Here is a 16,159-nt window from a genome sequence, read left to right on the forward strand (position 1 = left end):
GTGTCAAAGGTTATAGCCCAACGCGACTAATGTGGGTTAGTCCAGAGCGCCGGGATGAAGTTTCCGGGCATTGTGCCCGATTCACACTGATAACGTCGGGAATCGTGTTGAAGACACACCGACCATGAAAAATAAAAAAGTTCCCATCATGGGCAAAAGAAATCAAAATCGGTGCCGATAGTGTTTATGTCGCTCGCAAGAACGGCACAACCACAGTTGATGCAGGCCATTTGCGAGGTGAGCAATGGACACAATCGTTACCGCACGTCCCCCACAAACTCTCTACGTCACGATTCGTCGTGATGAACTGCGCCAATTGAAAGATGAGCGTGACACCTTGAAGACCCAGGTGGCCCAGCTCAGGCAATTGCTGCAGCAACAGGCTCAACTCTCCGGGCAACCGATGCCTTCGCTTAGCGCCTGATTCCCCCTTAGCACCCCCGCCATCCCCTGTGGGAGCGGGCTTGCTCGCGAAAGCGGTGTGTCAGCCACACAAATGCTGACTGACCGGACGCATTCGCGAGCAAGCCCGCTCCCACATGAAATGCCATCCAAGCCTGCACTTCCTGTCGCGTTCCTGAACGAAACTCACAAAGTTTTCACACTCGTGTAGCGATACTCCCGATCCTTGTGGCTGTTCGGTTCTCGGGCAGCGGTTTCTCGTGGGTTCGTTTGATGACGCCGGTGACTCCATGACGCCGGTGGGAGTACGTACTTAATGGCATTGCTCAAACGCAGCAAAACGTCTGCGACAGGTTTCGATTGGGCCGGGTTCATCTGGCTATTTGTATTCTTCTGGTACTTCTCCGGCATTACCCAGCTGCTGATCCAATTGACCGGCACCTCCGGTTTCAGCGGGTTTCGCCAGGCGTTTGTGATGAGTGCCATCTGGCTGGCGCCGATGCTGCTGTTCCCCAAGCGCACCCGCCTGATGGCCGCGCTGATCGGCGTCGTGCTGTGGGCCTGTTCGATGGCCAGCCTGGGCTACTTCTTCATCTATCAGCAGGAGTTTTCCCAGAGCGTAATCTTCATCATGTTCGAGTCGAACATCTCTGAAGCCGGCGAGTACATGACCCAGTACTTTGCCTGGTGGATGGTGGCGGCGTTCCTCGCTCACACCGCGTTCGCTTACTTCCTGTGGACCCGCCTGCGCCCGGTGTATATGCCGCGCGGACGAGCGCTGGTCGCTGCGACGGCGATCCTGGTGGCGGTGGTCGGTTATCCGCTGATCAAGCAAACCGCCCGCACCGGCAGCTTTGCCGGCGGTTTCGAGAAGTTCGAAACCCGTATCGAGCCGGCCGTGCCGTGGCAAATGGCCGTGGCGTATCACCGTTACCTCGACACCCTGGCCGGCATGCAAGACATGCTCGACAGTGCGAGCAAGATCGCGCCGCTGAAAAACCTCAAGAACACCATGGCCGACCAACCGTCGACCCTGGTGCTGGTGATCGGCGAGTCCACCAACCGTCAGCGCATGAGCCTTTACGGCTACAACCGCGAGACCACGCCGGAACTGGACAAGCTCAAGGATCAACTGGCGATCTTCAATAACGTCATCACCCCGCGCCCCTACACCATCGAGGCGTTGCAACAGGTGCTGACCTTCGCCGACGAAGAGAACCCGGACCTGTACCTGACGACCCCGTCGCTGGTCAGCATGATGAAACAGGCCGGTTACAAGACCTTCTGGATCACCAACCAGCAGACCATGACCAAGCGCAACACCATGCTCACCACGTTCTCCGAACAGGCTGACGAGCAGGTGTACCTGAACAACAACCGCAACCAGAACGCCGCCCAGTACGATGGCGACGTGATCGAGCCGTTCAACAAGGCCCTGAGTGATCCGGCGGCGCACAAGTTGATCGTCGTGCATCTGCTCGGTACGCACATGAGCTACCAGTACCGTTACCCGCCGACCTTCGACAAGTTCAAGGACCGCACCGGGGTTCCGGCCGGCGTAAAAGACGCCGAAGTGCCGACCTACAACAGCTATGACAACGCGGTGCTGTACAACGACTTCGTGGTGTCGAGCCTGATCAAGGACTACGCCAAGGTCGATCCAAACGGCTTCCTGATGTACCTCTCCGACCACGGCGAAGACGTCTTCGACTCCCCGGGCCACAACACCTTGGGGCGTAACGAAAACAAACCGACGGCGCCGATGTACACCATTCCGTTCATGGCCTGGGCCTCGCCGAAATGGCGTGACACCCACGACTGGAATTTTGCCGCCGACCTGAGCCGCCCTTACAGCAGCTCGCAGTTGATCCACACCTGGGCCGACATGGCGGGCCTGAGTTTCGATGAACTGGACCACAGCAAGAGCCTGGTCAGCGACAGCTTCAAGCCGCGACCGTTGATGATCGGCAACCCGTACGAGCGTCAGCAGCGTCCGCTGATCGACTTCAGCCTGATGAAACCCAAAGCCGCCGTGACGGAAGTGCCATCGGTCGTCAAGCAGTAACACCGCAATACCCCATGTGGGAGCGGGCTTGCTCGCGAAGGCGTCGTATCAGTCGATATCAATATTGACTGACCCACCGCTTTCGCGAGCAAGCCCGCTCCCACATTTTTTTGCGCGTTGAATATCCAGAGATGACAATTATTCTCGTTTAACGCTAAATCCCCCCGCTCCCCTTCGTCTTTGAGCAAACGGAATTTTTCCCTCGAAGACAAGGAGTCGGCTGCGATGTTCGCGCCTATCACCCGTTCCATGACCTTGACCCTTGGGCTGTGCAGTGCAGCCTTGAGCCCGGATTTGCTGGCCGAAACCGATCCCGACAAGGATCCGGCCACCAGTGCCCTGGAGCTCGCCAGCACCAGCGTCACCGCCGAAGGCTTGGGCAGCACCACCGAAAATACCGAGTCCTACACCACCGGCGCCATGAGCACCGCCACGCGGCTGAACCTGTCGATCAAGGAAACGCCACAATCGGTGTCCGTGGTCACTCGCCAGCAAATGGACGACTTCAAGCTCGGCACCCTCTCCGAAGCCATGAGCCAGACCACTGGCGTGGTGGTCCAGCACAACGACTCGGACCGCGTCAGCTATTCGTCCCGTGGCTATGAGATCAACAACTTCCAGATCGATGGCATGCTCAACACCTTCGGGCGCATGAAGTCCGATTCCGACACCATCATCTACGACCGCATCGAAGTGGTTCGCGGCGCCACCGGGTTGACCACCGGCGCGGGCGACCCGTCGGCCACCATCAACATGGTGCGCAAGCGGCCGACCGCGCAATGGCAGGCCCAGACCGGGGTCAGCGGCGGCAGTTATGACGATTACTACAGCTACGTGGACGTCGGCGGCCCGTTGGCGTTCGACGGGCGTTTGCGCGGGCGCAGCGTGCTGGCCTATCGCGACAGTCAGTCGTTCCGCGATCATTACCAGATGCAACGGGAAGTCGGTTACGGCGTGCTGGAAGCCGATCTCACCGACGACACGCTGCTGGCGGTGGGTTACGACTATCAGGATAAACAGGTCCAAGGCACGTCCTGGGGCACGGTGCCGTATTGGAACTCGTCCGGTGGCAAGGCCAACCTAGGGCGTTCGACCCACATGGCGACGTCGTGGAGTTCCTGGCCGCTCAAGGACAAGACCGCTTTCGCCAACCTCGACCAACAACTGGGCGGCGGCTGGCACCTGAAAGCGGCCTACACCCACCGCGACAGCGATACCGACGGCAAGGTCTACTACGGCGGCGGTGGCTTCCCGAATGACGATCGCAGCGGCATGAGTGCTTACAGCAGCCACATGCTCGGCACGCAGAAAATGGACACCTATGACATCAATGTGGCCGGTCCTTATGCGCTGTTCGGGAGGGAACACGAATTGATGTTCGGTTATGGCGAAGCGGAGCGCAGTTCAGAATCACCGCACACCGTGGGCGGCGCCGTGCCTGCGGGCTATGGCAACATCCCCGACTGGAAATACATGGGTGGCATCGCCAAATTTCCCGACACCGTCACTGGCCTCACCGGCGCATCGGACAGCACTCGGCAAAAGGCTGGCTACCTGGCCACGCGCCTGAGCCTGACCGACCGCGTTCACGCGGTACTCGGCAGCCGATATGGCAGTTGGAAAACCTCGAACAAGAACTACAGCTACGATAAAAACCTGCAACTGACCGGCGTCGAAATCACTGCCCAGCAACAAAGCGATATCTGGACGCCGTACGCCGGGTTGCTCTACGACCTAACGCCCGAGTACACCGTCTACGTCAGCTACACCGACATCTTCAAGCCTCAGGACAACCGTGACGCCAACCGCAAATACCTGGAGCCGGTGGTCGGCAGCAACTATGAACTCGGTCTGAAGGGCAGCTTGCTGGACGAACGACTGAACGTCGCCACGGTGTTGTTCTGGAGCAAGCAGGATAACGTCGCCGAACTCGACGACTCGGTGCCGCAAGACCCGCTGACTGGCGAGCAGTTCTATAAATCCGGGGGCAAGGGGCAGAAGGTGCAGGGCTTCGAAGTCGAAGTCTCCGGTGAAGTCATGACTGACTGGAACATGACCGCCGGTTACACCTACACCCACGCGGCGAACGGCGATAAGCAGCGCGCGAACACCAATGAACCGTTGAACATGCTGCGACTGTCTACGGCCTATCGCCTGCCCGGCGACTGGCATGCGCTGACCGTCGGTGGTGCGGTGAATTGGCAGAGTGATATCTGGGGCAATTCCAATCGCCCGATCGGTCGGGACGATCAGGGAGACCTGATCACCGAAAACGCGAAGATCCGCCAAGGGGCCTACACGGTGGTCAAGTTGATGTCGCGTTATGCGTTCGACAAGCACCTGTCGGCCTCGCTGAACGTGGATAACCTGTTCGACAAGAAGTATTACGACAACGTCGGCTTCTACAACGGCGTGTTCTGGGGCGACCCGCGCACGGTCACGTTGAGCCTGGACTGGAAACTCTGAGCCATACCAAGTCTCTACTGTGGGAGCGGGCTTGCTCGCGAAAGCGGTGAGTCAGGCAACATTAATGTTGGATGTGCTGCCGCCATCGCGAGCAAGCTCGCTCCCACAGGGATTGAAGCTGGATGCAGTAGTTGCGTTCACCACAGATCCATTGTGGGAGCGAGCTTGTGTGGCGAGGGAGCCTGCTCCCGGTGGGTTGCGAAGCAGCCCAAAAAAAAACGAGCGCTGCGCACTCGAGCGGGAGCAAGCTCCCTCGCCACAACAGGCTCGCTCCCACACTTAATTCAGACTTAATAGGGTCTGCCGATACTGCGCCCACGCCCTTGAATCACGGATGAAAGGCACCCCGTCATTCTTAGTGGGAGATACACCATGAAACGAGTCAGCCTGATATTCGCCGGCCTGCTGCTTGTCGGTTCCGCCAGCGCGTTTGCCGAAGGCGGCGCAGAGCGGATGAAGCATCATTGGGACAACTTTCCGGTCCACACGGCGCAAAGCCAGACCGATCAACGTCAAAGCCATGAGCTGCGGGTCCCGGACGATCAAACCGCGCAAGTGACCGAATATTACAAACCCTGAACCCATGGACCTCTGACGGCCCCTGCTCCGCCGTCAGAGCTGACACTTCGGGCGTCCTGATGGACGCCCTTTTTTATGCCAGGGATTTACAGGGCCTTGATCCAGAACAGCATGCGCCCGTGGGCCGGGTCGAACATGCCGGGCGCAAAACCGAACTTGGCATAGGACGCCTGGGCGACGTCATTGCCTTCCAGGACTTCGAGGGTGATCTTGCAGGCGCCGCGCTGGCGGGCGATGTCTTCGACCTTTTGCAGCATTTTCTGGCTCAGCCCCAGGCCTCGAAACTTCGGCACCACCGCCACATCGTGCACGTTGACCAGTGGCCGACAGGCGAAGGTCGAAAAGCCTTCAAAGCAATTGACCAGCCCTGCCGGTTCGCCGCCGACGAACGCCAACACGCTGAAAGCATATGGACGCTTGGCCAGTTCCGCCGGCAGTTGCCGCAACACCTCGGCGTCCAGCGGTTCGCCGCCGCCCATCGGGTCTTCGGCGTAGCTGTTCAGCACCAGGCAAATGGCCTCGGCATGTACCGGGTTGGTGTAGCTGGCTTGAAGGACAAGTATTTCTGCGGATTCCATTTCCACCCTCGATCACACATCAAATTGGCCACGGACATTAGCGTGAAGGTGACGTGGGGACAACCGGGACAAGATCAAAAGATCGCAGCCTTCGGCAGCTCCTACGCGCCTGTGGGCGCCGCCGAAGCCTGCGATCTTTTGATCTTAGTGGCCCCACACCAATTCTTCGGTCCAACCCAACTCAGCAAAATCCTGCGCCCGCAACCCCGCCTCCCCAGCGCAAAAAAACTCGTCCAGTTGCGGCGGTTTGACTGAAGTGCCACTGAGCATGGCGTGAACCTGCCCACGGTGGTGAATCTGGTGTTCGAACAAATGAGAAAGCATGCGCAAACGGCTGTCGTGTTGCGGCGGATCCCGTGCGATGGTCACCATCTGCCCGAGATCCGCATCACGCAGTTGTTCGCAATAAGCGATCAGCCGTCGGTCCACGCTGACCTGTTCGTGCTTGAGGTCATCGGCGTGCGTGAACGGTTGTTCATCCTTGAAAAACACGTAGCAATCGGGATGCGGCACATCACCGCGCAACTCGCGCTCCAGAGCGTCCACGTAGAACCAGTCACAGGTGAGGATGTGGTTGAGGGTCGCACAGATGCTCGGGAAAAAACTGACACGCGGTGCCGCCAATTCCGACGCGCTCAACTGGCCCCAGGCCTTGGCCAGTCGATGGTTGGCCCAGGCGTTCTGGTAGGCCATGGTCAGTAAATGGTGAGACAGAGGCTGATTCATCGTCGCTCCTCCTGGTGCTCAAACGTCGGCAAAGCGTTGCAGCTGCATTTCCTGCAAACGGCTGAGCGTGCGGCGGAACGGGAATTCCAGGTAACCCTCGGTGTACAAGGCGTCCATCGGCACCTGGGCTTCGAGGTACAGCGGCACCTTACGGTCGTAGCACTCGTCCACCAGCGCGATGAAGCGCCGCACGCCGTCGTCATGCACCGACAACTGCGGCAACTCGCGGTCACCGGCCACCACCCGTTCCGCCCCGTCTTCCGTGCCCCGCGCAATCCGCCCTTCGCGTTTTTGCGCACTGAGGTTGGGCACTTCACTCATCAGGATAGCGCTGAAGGTGTCGCACAGGGCCATGAAGTCCATGGCGGCGAAAGGTTGTTCGCACAGGTCAGCGTAGCGACACCAAAGCACCGTGGCACTGGCCTGCACCACATGGACGCTGCGATAGCCGACCTGGATCGGATCACTCGACACCGACTGGCCAACAGTCAGGGCCTTGAACGCTTCGGCCAAACCGCTGGGCTGATCAAGTGCCCCGACCCAATACCGCTGCAACGCCGTGCCGGGATGCAGGCGATGATCTTCCCCGCCATCCACCGCGATCACCTGCATATGCTGCTTGATCGCCTCGATGGCCGGGGTAAAACGGTCACGATTGAAGCCATCGGCATACAGCTGATCCGGCGGTTGATTGGAGGTGCTGACCACCACCACGCCTTCCTCGAACATCACCTGGAACAGTCGGCCGAGAATGATCGCGTCGCCGATGTCGTTGACGAACAACTCATCGAAACACAACACCCGGACTTCCTGGGCCAACTCTTGGGCCAGGGCTTTGAGCGGGTCGGCGGTGCCGGTCAGTTGGAATGAACGCTGATGCACCCAACCCATGAAGTGGTGGAAATGCTGGCGCCGGGCCGGCACCCGCAGGCTTTCGTAGAACTGATCCATCAACCAGGTCTTGCCGCGACCGACCGGGCCCCAAAGGTAAACGCCAGTAATGGACTTATGCCCTTCGTGCAAGGCTTCGTGACACTTTTGCAGGGCCCAGACGGCATGTTCCTGGGCCTCGTCCTGGACGAAGCCCTTCTGTTCAACGGCGTATTGCCAAGCGCTTAACGGGGAATCGAAAGTCATGAGGGCCGCGCTTCAAGTCTGAAGCCACGCAGTATGCCAGCCGCCCGATTATTTGAAACACCACAAATCTTCCCTGTGGGAGCGGGCTTGCTCGCGAAGGCGTCGTGTCAGTCGACATCAATATCGACTGACCCACCGCTTTCGCGAGCAAGCCCGCTCCCACAGGGTTAAGTGGCGGATGTCAGAGGGAGATATCCAACCGGGCGATCTTGCCCTGTTCGTTCAGGCGGAACGTGTAGCGCAGTTCCAGCGGACTGCCGGGAAATGTCCCGGAAATCAGGTTGTGCACCAGCACCTTGCCGGTACGCAGTTGCACGTCGAGCACTTCGACCCGAGGCTGGTAGCGTTGCGCGGTGTCTTGCATCCATTGGGCGATGGCCTGGGTGCCGACCTGGTGCTCGCCTTCATCGAAGACATTGGCATCCTCAGCGAAAAAACTGGCGACCCGCGAGGTGTCACGGGCATTGGCGGCGGCGATGTAATCGGCGATGGCCGGTGCCAGTGAAGAGGCTGGATTAGACATGCTGAAGGCTCCTTGTTGTTTGATTCTGGAGCCATGTTAAGACACGTCTGTGTCAGTTCTTGTCAGGAGTGAATCGGCCGTTTTCGTCCAGTTGCATCTGCTTGCGCCAGGTGCGCAGCAAGTCACTGCGACGGCCCGGATAGCGATCGCCCTGCTCACTCGCGGCGGAAATCCGGTCGGTGCGAAAGGTCCGGTAGGCGCCGCGCAATTCACACCAGGCGACGATGATCCGCACCTCGTTGAGAAACCCCAGAGCCAGCGGCCAGATCAGGCGCTGGGTCGGCACCTGATTGGCATCGGCGTAATCGATGTGCAACTTGGCCTGATTGCGGATCGCCTGGCGAAACACATTCAACGGCACGGCGTTTTGCGCGAAGCCGAATCCCGGTGGGCCGGGCAAGACTGTTGGGTTGTGTAAGGCGTCCAGTGCCTCAGGCGCCAACACGGCGGCAATCTTGGCCAGCGCATCCGCTGCGGCTTTGCTCAACACCTCATCCCCACGCTGATCGACATAACGCAAACCGAGCACGATAGCTTCGGTTTCGTCGGCGTTGAGCATCAATGGCGGCAGAAACAAACCACTGCGCAACACGTAACCAATCCCCGCCTCGCCATAAATCGGCGCGCCGAGAGCCGTCAGTTCGGCGATGTCGCGGTACAGCGTGCGTTCGGAAATCTCCAGCTCGCTGGCCAGGGTTGCGGCGGTCGCCGGACGGCTTTTACCCCGCAGCACTTGCAGCAAGGTCAGTAATCGGGTGGTTCGCGACACGATCGGCACTCAGTGCGGAAAAGTGCTCGCAGCTTAGCAAAGGCTGCTGTCAGAAACTGGCAGGAGCGAAACTGCCAGTGGTCACTCCCTGAAAAAAGCGTCTTGACGCTGGATATTACTCGCATCATATTAAATACATGTCGTTGAACATTTATATTTAACCCAAGCGTATTTCCTCAGGAGTGATCTCATGCATTACAAAGTCTTCGGCCGCAAAACCGGCCTGCGGGTTTCGGAACTGGCGTTGGGCGCCGGCAACTTCGGCACCGGTTGGGGCCACGGCGCGGAGCGCGATGAAGCCAAGCGGATATTCGACGGTTACCTGGAAGCCGGTGGCAACTTCATCGACACCGCCAACGGCTATCAGAACGGTCAATCCGAAGTGATGCTCAGCGAGTTCATTGCGGCGGAACGGGATCGTCTGGTCATCGCAACCAAATACACGATGGGCACGGATCGGGTTGCGGGCATTTCCTTCACCGGCAACAACCGCAAGAACATGGTCCGCTCTGTGGAAGAGAGTCTGAAACGGCTCAAGACCGATCATATCGACCTGTTCTGGGCGCACATCACGGACGGCGTCACGCCGATGGAAGAAATCCTTCGCGGCTTCGATGATCTGGTGCGCGCCGGCAAGATCCACTACGCCGGCCTGTCGAACTTCCCGGCATGGCGCATTGCTCGCGCTGACGTGCTGGCCGAAGTGCGCGGTTTCTCGCCAATTGCCGCGATCCAGACCGAATACAGCCTGGCCGAGCGCACCGCTGAACGTGAATTGCTGCCGATGGCTGAAGCGCTTGGTTTGGCCGCAACCTTGTGGTCACCGCTGGGCGGTGGCTTCCTCACCGGCAAGTACCGCACCAACGACGAGAACAACCGCGCGGCCAAACTCGGCATGCTGATCCACGCCGAGAAAAGCGCCCGGGAAACCGCCCTGCTCGATACCTTGTTGGCGGTCGCTGCAGAACTGGAATCGACCCCGACGCATGTGGCGATTGCCTGGTTGCGTGAGAAAGCCAAACGTTCGACCACGGCGCTGATTCCGATCTTGGGTTCGCGGACTCGGGAACAGCTGGATGCGACGTTGGGGGCATTGGAGGTGGCGTTAAGTGATGAACAGTTGGCGCGGCTGGATGGCTCCAGCGCCGTGGAAGTGGGTGTGCCACACGCGATGATTGCCGGGTCGGCGGCGCGGTATACCGGGGTTGAGACCCTGGATTTGCCGAAGATTCCGGTGGCCTGAAAAAGCTTCGCGGGCAAGCCTCGCTCCTACAGGGACTGTGGAGATCCTGTGGGAGCGGGCTTGCTCGCGAAGGCGTCGTGTCAGTCAGCATTTTTGTCTACTGACACACCGCTTTCGCGAGCAAGCCCGCTCCCACATTTTTGAACCGCGTATTACCTGTCGACTTTGTGCTTCGCCGCATACAGGCACAGCATTTCCATCGCCAATGTCGCCGCCGCCAGCGAGGTAATGTCTGCGCTGTCATACGCCGGCGCGACTTCGACCACGTCCATCCCCACCAGATTGATCCCGCGCAAACCGCCGAGAATCTCCAGCGCCTGAACCGTGCTCAAACCGCCACACACCGGGGTTCCGGTGCCCGGAGCGAACGCCGGGTCCAGGCAATCGATATCAAACGTCAGGTACACCGGGTTATCGCCGACCCGCGCGCGAATCGCTTCGACAATCGCCTCGCAACCCTGGCGATGCACCTGCCGTGCGTCCAGCACTTGAAAACCCATGTGATCGTCATTGGTGGTGCGTAAGCCGATCTGCACCGAGCGCGACGGATCCACCAGCCCTTCTTTCGCCGCGTGCCAGAACATCGTGCCGTGATCGACGCGCTTGCCCTCCTCGTCCGGCCAGGTGTCGCTGTGGGCGTCGAAGTGGATCAGCGACAACGCGCCATGTTTGCGCGCATGGGCCTTGAGCAGCGGATAGGTGATGAAGTGATCGCCACCAAACGTGAGCATCGCGCTGCCGGCATTCAAGATGTGCTCGGCATGGGCTTCGATGCTTTCCGGTACAGATTGCGGCGTGCCGTAGTCGAAGTCGCAATCGCCGTAATCGATCACCGCCAAGTGATCGAACGGGTCGAAGGTCCACGGCCAGTGGCGCTCCCAGGCGATCCCGGTGGACGCCGCACGAATCCCGCGCGGTCCGAAACGTGCGCCGGGGCGGTTGCTGGTGGCGGTGTCGAACGGTACCCCGCTGACGGCCACATCGACCCCGCGCAAGTCGCGGCTGTAGCGCCGGCGCATGAAACTGGTGATACCGGCGTAGGTGCTTTCGGCGGCAGTCCCGTAGAGGCTGTCGCGGGTCATGGCCTGGTCGTTTTGCACAGGGACATCCATGGTGAGTTCCTTATTATTGGCGGCTACGGAAAGTGGTCCAGAGACGGGTGCGCTGGCGCATGTCCTTGAGGCTCATGCTGCGGTCGGCGTACAAACGGTCGCGAACGTCGGCCAGCGGGTAGATATCCGGGTCGGTACGCACTGCTTCATCCACCAGCGGCGTCGCGGCAGTGTTGGCGGTGGCGAAAAACAGTGTATTGGTCAGCGCGGCAACGGATTCGGGGCGCAGCATGAATTCAATGAATTGGCGGGCGGCTTCGGGGTGTGGCGCATCCTTGGGAATCGCCAGGTTGTCCTGCCACACCAGCGTGCCCTCCTTGGGAATCCGGTAGGCCACTTCATAAGGCTTGTTGGCCTTTCGCGCCTGATCGGCGGCCATGCTCGCGTCACCGTTGTAAGTCAGGGCCAGGCACACGCTGCCATTGGCGAGGTCATTGATCTGCCGACCGCTGGCGACGTACAGCACATTCGGTTGAAGCTGATGCAGCAATGCCTCGGCGGCGGTCAGATCTTTCTGATCAGTGCTGTAGGGATCTTTACCGAGGTAATGCAACGCCAGGCCAATCACTTCCTGCGGTGAGTCGATAATCGCAATCCCGCAGTCTTTCAACTTGCTGGCGTACTCGGGCTTGAACAGCAAATCCAGGCTGTTGAGCGGTACGCCGGGCAAGCGTTGTTTCACCGCTTCGACATTCATCCCAAGGCCCAACGTGCCCCAGGTGTACGGCACGCCGTAGCGATTGCCGGGATCGACCGCCGCGAGTTTTTCCAGCAAATCCGGATCAAGATTGGCGTAACCCTTGAGCCCTTCGTGGGGAATCGCCTTCAATGCGCCGGCCGCCAAACCACGGGCCAGGACACTGGAGGACGGCACCACTACGTCATAACCGCTGCCGCCAGTGAGCAACTTGGTTTCCAGCACTTCCGACGCATCGAAGGTGTCGTAGCGCACGTGAATACCGGTTTCCTGCTCGAACTTCTGCAGGGTTTCGGGCGCCACGTAATCGGCCCAACTGTAGAGGTTGACGACTTTTTCCTCGGCCTGGGCGGACACGGCCATGGCGAGTAACAGCGCGGGAAAACACAGCTTGAAGAGAGGAGCCATGACAAACACCTGACCAGTTGGAGTAGTTGCAGCGTGCGCCCTCGGATACATTGGTGAAATATCAAGTTTGTTAACCTGACTTTATCCGGGAGTAATGTGATGCTCGGCCAACTGCATGATCTGGACCTGCAATTGCTGCGGCTGTTTGTCAGCGTGGTCGAGTGCGGCGGCTTCAGTGCGGCGCAGGGTGAACTGGGGCTGAGCCAGTCGAGCATCAGCCAGCAAATGGCCAAGCTCGAAACCCGCCTCGGTTATCGCCTGTGCAGTCGTGGCAAGGGTGGTTTCCGCATCACGCCCAAAGGCGAGCAACTGCTGATCGCCATCCGTGGCCTGTTCGAGTCCATCGAAGCCTTTCGCCATCAGTCCAACGGCGTGGCCGGACGGTTGATTGGCGAGGTGCGCTTGGGGCTGTCCGAAGCCCTCGATCAATCGGTACTGCAACGGGTGGCGGACGCGATCCGGCGCTTTCGCGAGAGGGACGAGTCGGTGCGTATCGAGTTGATAAGTGCGATGCCGGGGGAAATGGAGCGGCTGATGCTGCAACAACGGCTGGACCTGGCGATCGGCTATTTCTCACAGGTGCAAAGCGCTTTTGACTACCGCGAGTTGTTTAGCGAAACCCAGCACTTGTATTGCGCACCGGGGCATCCGTTGTTCAGCAATGAAGCGCCGGATGATCAGGCGTTGCAGGCGAGCGACCGGGTGGATCATCCGTATCGGTTTCTGCGCAGTGATGAGCCGTTTCAGGGGAAGTTGTGTTCGGCGCGGTCGGAGCAGGTTGAAGGCACGCTTGCGTTTATTCTGTCCGGCAAGCATGTCGGGTATTTGCCGAGCCACTTTGCCCGTAGCTGGGAGGAAAAAGGATTGCTGCGGGCGGTGCGTGTAGGAGAGATGAGTTTTGACGTGGGTTTTCACCTGGCCCGGCATCGGGCGCAAGTGCCGGGGGAAGCACAGAAAGCGTTTGAAGAGGATTTGCTGGCGGCGTTTGCTTGAGCCCGCCACTAACCCCCTGTGGGAGCGGGCTTGCTCGCGAAGAGGCCGTATCAGTCGATAGAGATGTCGACTGGCACGCCGCCTTCGCGAGCAAGCCCGCTCCCACAGGGGTTTTGCATAGGGGTTTGTCATAGGGGTTTGTCATAGGGGTTTGCCGCAGGGATTTGTGTCAGGTTGTAAGTTTTCTGGCATCCTGCGCCTCCATTTTCTGACCTGGCCCCTGGCGCTTTCCTCGTGACCCCATCCGAACACGCAAAACCCCAGCCCCGCTCCGACCTGATCTACGGCCTCAACGACCGCCCTCACCTGACTGCCACGGTCTTCGCTGCCCTGCAACACGTGCTCGCCAGTTTCGTCGGCATCATCACCCCGACCCTGATCATGGGCGGTGCGCTGGGGCTGCAAAGCGAAATACCCTACCTGATCAGCATGGCGCTGTTTGTCTCCGGCCTGGGCACCTTCGTTCAGGCGCGGCGCTTCGGCCCGGTGGGTTCCGGTTTGTTGTGCCTTCAGGGCACCAGTTTTTCCTTTATCAGCGTGATTCTCAGCGCCGGGTTCATGGTCAAGGCCCGGGGTGGCGGCACCGATGAGATCCTGTCGACGATCTTCGGCGTGTGCTTTTTCGCCGCGTTCATCGAAGTGGTATTGAGCCAGTTCATCGGCAAGCTACGGATGCTGATCACCCCAGTGGTCACCGGGACGATCATCACGCTGATGGGCCTGTCGCTGATCAAAGTCGCGATGACCGACATCGCTGGCGGCTTCGGCGTGGCGGACCTTGGCGCCAGTCATCATCTGCTGTTGGCCGCGTTGGTCTTGGGCACCATCGTCGTATTGAACCGCGTCGATGTGCCGTTCCTGCGCCTCGGCGCGATCGTGATTGGCCTGACCCTCGGCTACGTGGTCGCCTGGCTCATGGGCGACGTCGATTTCGCCAGCCTGCCCGCCGTGCCGCTGGTGAGCGTGCCGGTGCCGTTCAAGTACGGCTTCAACTTCGATTGGGTGGCGTTTGTGCCGGTGGCGGTGATTTTCCTGGTCTCGCCGCTGGAAGCTGCGGGCGACCTGACCGCCAACTCGATGATTTCCAAACAACCGGTCAAAGGCCCGATCTACATTCGCCGGATCAAGTCCGGGCTGCTCGCCGATGGCCTCAACTCGGCCATGGCGGCGGTGTTCAACAGCATGCCGATGGTGACCTTCGCGCAGAACAACGGCGTGATTCAGCTCACCGGCGTGGCCAGTCGTTACGTCGCGTTCTTTATTGCAGGCCTGTTGGTGTTGCTAGGCCTGTTCCCGATGATCGGCGCGGTGCTGCAATTGATGCCGAAACCCGTATTGGGCGGCGCGGAGCTGGTGATGTTCGGCACCGTGGCGGTGGCCGGAATCAAGATCCTCGCCGAAGCCGGCCTGCATCGACGCAACATGCTGATCGTGTCGATTTCCCTGGGCATGGGCCTCGGTATCGCGGCGGTGCCGGAAGTGTTGCGTGAGTTGCCGCTGGCGCTGCACAACATCTTCGAATCGCCGATCACCGTCGGTGCGTTGTGCGCGATCATCCTCAACGTGTTCCTGCCGGAAGAATTCATGGAGCTGGAAGAGGATGATTTCGACCCGGAAGCCTCGATCCTGCAGGTCATGGAAAACCCGCAAGCCAGCGAATCGGCGCCAAGCCTGAACCGCTGAAAGGACCGTGCTACATTCGATGCGACTCTGTCTGGCACAAGGTTGACCGCACGTTGAACAAGAAGACCGGTATTCGGGCCGCCCAGGCCCAGCAGACCCGCACACGGATCCTCGAAGCAGCGGTGAAAGTGTTCACCCGCGACGGTTATTCCGGAGGGCGGGTCGAGAGTATTTCCCGGGAGGCCGAATCCAACGACCGCATGCTCTATTACTACTTCGGCAGTAAGGAGCAGCTGTTTATCTGCGTGCTGGAACACACCTACGAGCAATTCAACAAGGCCGAAAGCCGCCTCAAACTGGATCTGAGCCAGCCGTTGGTGGCGTTGCAGGAGTTGGTCGCGTTCGTCTGGCATTACTACGTCAAGCACCCGGAATTCGTCGCGATCCTGAGCAATGAAAACCTGCACAACGGCAAGCATGCGCAGCAGTCCAGCGAGTTGCGGCGGCTGTCGGGGGAAGCGGTCGGAGTGTTGCGGCCGATCATTGAAGCGGGTCAGGCCCAGGGGTTGTTTCGCGAGGTGCTGGACATCAAGCATGTGTATTTGATGATTGCCTCGCTTTGTTATTTCTATAACTCCAACCGGCATACGCTCAGTTCGTTTCTGGGGGAGGATTTGGCGGACAAGGGGCAGCAGCAGGATTGGTTGGGGTTTATTCAGGATTTGGTGGTGCGGGGGGTGATGAGGTTGCCCGAGAAAGATTTGCGGTGAATGTGCCGGCCCCTTCGCGAGCAAGCCCGCTCCCACAGGGGAATGCATTCTAAATGTGGGAGCGGGCT

The 16,159-nt window shown here is 59.6% G+C and carries 15 protein-coding genes; 8 read left to right on the forward strand and 7 right to left on the reverse strand.

Translation table 11 applies throughout. The features are described 5' to 3' along the window. The first annotated feature begins 244 nt into the window (after window positions 1-244). From NK667_RS12025 to NK667_RS12040, 4 genes are all read left to right on the forward strand, one after another. Entirely contained in the window at window positions 245-424 is a 180-nt protein-coding gene (locus tag NK667_RS12025) for a DUF6026 family protein (protein WP_054614859.1), read from the forward strand. Window positions 425-718: 294 nt separating this feature from the next. After that, window positions 719-2,467 carry a phosphoethanolamine transferase CptA gene (locus NK667_RS12030; RefSeq protein ID WP_054614860.1) on the forward strand — a complete coding sequence of 583 codons (1,749 nt, stop codon included), beginning with the start codon at window positions 719-721 and terminating at the stop codon, window positions 2,465-2,467. Window positions 2,468-2,692: 225 nt separating this feature from the next. Further along, on the forward strand, window positions 2,693-4,933 hold the full coding sequence (locus NK667_RS12035; protein ID WP_054614861.1) for a TonB-dependent siderophore receptor: 2,241 nt from the start codon (window positions 2,693-2,695) through the stop codon (window positions 4,931-4,933). A 372-nt stretch (window positions 4,934-5,305) separates the two neighbouring features. Further along, complete coding sequence (locus NK667_RS12040) at window positions 5,306-5,512, forward strand: DUF2790 domain-containing protein (protein WP_054046333.1); 207 nt, start codon at window positions 5,306-5,308, stop codon at window positions 5,510-5,512. Window positions 5,513-5,598: 86 nt separating this feature from the next. On the opposite strand, the gene NK667_RS12045 is transcribed toward NK667_RS12040, so the two are convergent. The 5 genes from NK667_RS12045 to NK667_RS12065 form a co-directional block, all read right to left on the reverse strand. Further along, on the reverse strand, window positions 5,599-6,090 hold the full coding sequence (locus NK667_RS12045; RefSeq protein ID WP_054046335.1) for a GNAT family N-acetyltransferase: 492 nt from the start codon (window positions 6,088-6,090) through the stop codon (window positions 5,599-5,601). 144 nt (window positions 6,091-6,234) lie between these two features. Further along, window positions 6,235-6,816, reverse strand: coding sequence for a DinB family protein (locus NK667_RS12050; RefSeq protein ID WP_054614862.1), 582 nt, complete (start codon window positions 6,814-6,816; stop codon window positions 6,235-6,237). An 18-nt stretch (window positions 6,817-6,834) separates the two neighbouring features. Next, the gene (gene zapE, locus NK667_RS12055) at window positions 6,835-7,953 is read right to left on the reverse strand and encodes a cell division protein ZapE (protein ID WP_054614863.1); all 1,119 of its coding nucleotides are present in this window, start codon (window positions 7,951-7,953) and stop codon (window positions 6,835-6,837) included. A 181-nt stretch (window positions 7,954-8,134) separates the two neighbouring features. After that, window positions 8,135-8,476 (reverse strand): nuclear transport factor 2 family protein, encoded by a 342-nt coding sequence (locus tag NK667_RS12060; protein WP_054614864.1) that lies wholly within the window; start codon window positions 8,474-8,476, stop codon window positions 8,135-8,137. A 52-nt stretch (window positions 8,477-8,528) separates the two neighbouring features. Beyond that, window positions 8,529-9,245, reverse strand: a complete 717-nt coding sequence (locus NK667_RS12065; RefSeq protein ID WP_054614865.1) for a helix-turn-helix transcriptional regulator — start codon at window positions 9,243-9,245, stop codon at window positions 8,529-8,531. Window positions 9,246-9,435: 190 nt separating this feature from the next. Between NK667_RS12065 and NK667_RS12070 the strand changes: the two genes are divergently transcribed. Continuing rightward, window positions 9,436-10,488, forward strand: coding sequence for an aldo/keto reductase (locus NK667_RS12070; RefSeq protein ID WP_054614866.1), 1,053 nt, complete (start codon window positions 9,436-9,438; stop codon window positions 10,486-10,488). Window positions 10,489-10,640: 152 nt separating this feature from the next. Here the strand turns inward: NK667_RS12070 and speB are convergent, their stop codons facing one another. Together speB and NK667_RS12080 are read right to left on the reverse strand one after the other, a co-directional pair. After that, entirely contained in the window at window positions 10,641-11,600 is a 960-nt protein-coding gene (gene speB / locus NK667_RS12075; protein ID WP_054614867.1) for an agmatinase, read from the reverse strand. 13 nt (window positions 11,601-11,613) lie between these two features. After that, window positions 11,614-12,705: a polyamine ABC transporter substrate-binding protein gene (locus tag NK667_RS12080; protein ID WP_054614868.1), complete on the reverse strand. Its 1,092-nt coding sequence runs from the start codon at window positions 12,703-12,705 to the stop codon at window positions 11,614-11,616. A 99-nt stretch (window positions 12,706-12,804) separates the two neighbouring features. Between NK667_RS12080 and NK667_RS12085 the strand changes: the two genes are divergently transcribed. From NK667_RS12085 to NK667_RS12095, 3 genes are all read left to right on the forward strand, one after another. Continuing rightward, window positions 12,805-13,698 carry a LysR family transcriptional regulator gene (locus NK667_RS12085; protein ID WP_054614869.1) on the forward strand — a complete coding sequence of 298 codons (894 nt, stop codon included), beginning with the start codon at window positions 12,805-12,807 and terminating at the stop codon, window positions 13,696-13,698. 234 nt (window positions 13,699-13,932) lie between these two features. Then, window positions 13,933-15,381: a nucleobase:cation symporter-2 family protein gene (locus tag NK667_RS12090; protein WP_054614870.1), complete on the forward strand. Its 1,449-nt coding sequence runs from the start codon at window positions 13,933-13,935 to the stop codon at window positions 15,379-15,381. Window positions 15,382-15,434: 53 nt separating this feature from the next. Continuing rightward, on the forward strand, window positions 15,435-16,091 hold the full coding sequence (locus NK667_RS12095; protein WP_054046353.1) for a TetR/AcrR family transcriptional regulator: 657 nt from the start codon (window positions 15,435-15,437) through the stop codon (window positions 16,089-16,091). The last annotated feature ends 68 nt before the right edge of the window (window positions 16,092-16,159 follow it).

The sequence above is a fragment of the Pseudomonas nunensis genome (assembly GCF_024296925.1).
Classification (GTDB): domain Bacteria; phylum Pseudomonadota; class Gammaproteobacteria; order Pseudomonadales; family Pseudomonadaceae; genus Aquipseudomonas; species Aquipseudomonas nunensis.

What these genes read in the sequence shown, in the direction of transcription:
- NK667_RS12035 (WP_054614861.1), top strand. Translation starts at nt 2,693, where the DNA reads ATGTTCGCGCCTATCACCCGTTCCATGACCTTGACCCTTGGGCTGTGC.
- NK667_RS12040 (WP_054046333.1), top strand. Translation starts at nt 5,306, where the DNA reads ATGAAACGAGTCAGCCTGATATTCGCCGGCCTGCTGCTTGTCGGTTCC.
- speB (WP_054614867.1), bottom strand. Translation starts at nt 11,600, where the DNA reads ATGGATGTCCCTGTGCAAAACGACCAGGCCATGACCCGCGACAGCCTC.
- zapE (WP_054614863.1), bottom strand. Translation starts at nt 7,953, where the DNA reads ATGACTTTCGATTCCCCGTTAAGCGCTTGGCAATACGCCGTTGAACAG.
- NK667_RS12060 (WP_054614864.1), bottom strand. Translation starts at nt 8,476, where the DNA reads ATGTCTAATCCAGCCTCTTCACTGGCACCGGCCATCGCCGATTACATC.
- NK667_RS12080 (WP_054614868.1), bottom strand. Translation starts at nt 12,705, where the DNA reads ATGGCTCCTCTCTTCAAGCTGTGTTTTCCCGCGCTGTTACTCGCCATG.
- NK667_RS12070 (WP_054614866.1), top strand. Translation starts at nt 9,436, where the DNA reads ATGCATTACAAAGTCTTCGGCCGCAAAACCGGCCTGCGGGTTTCGGAA.
- NK667_RS12025 (WP_054614859.1), top strand. Translation starts at nt 245, where the DNA reads ATGGACACAATCGTTACCGCACGTCCCCCACAAACTCTCTACGTCACG.
- NK667_RS12045 (WP_054046335.1), bottom strand. Translation starts at nt 6,090, where the DNA reads ATGGAATCCGCAGAAATACTTGTCCTTCAAGCCAGCTACACCAACCCG.
- NK667_RS12030 (WP_054614860.1), top strand. Translation starts at nt 719, where the DNA reads ATGGCATTGCTCAAACGCAGCAAAACGTCTGCGACAGGTTTCGATTGG.
- NK667_RS12085 (WP_054614869.1), top strand. Translation starts at nt 12,805, where the DNA reads ATGCTCGGCCAACTGCATGATCTGGACCTGCAATTGCTGCGGCTGTTT.
- NK667_RS12050 (WP_054614862.1), bottom strand. Translation starts at nt 6,816, where the DNA reads ATGAATCAGCCTCTGTCTCACCATTTACTGACCATGGCCTACCAGAAC.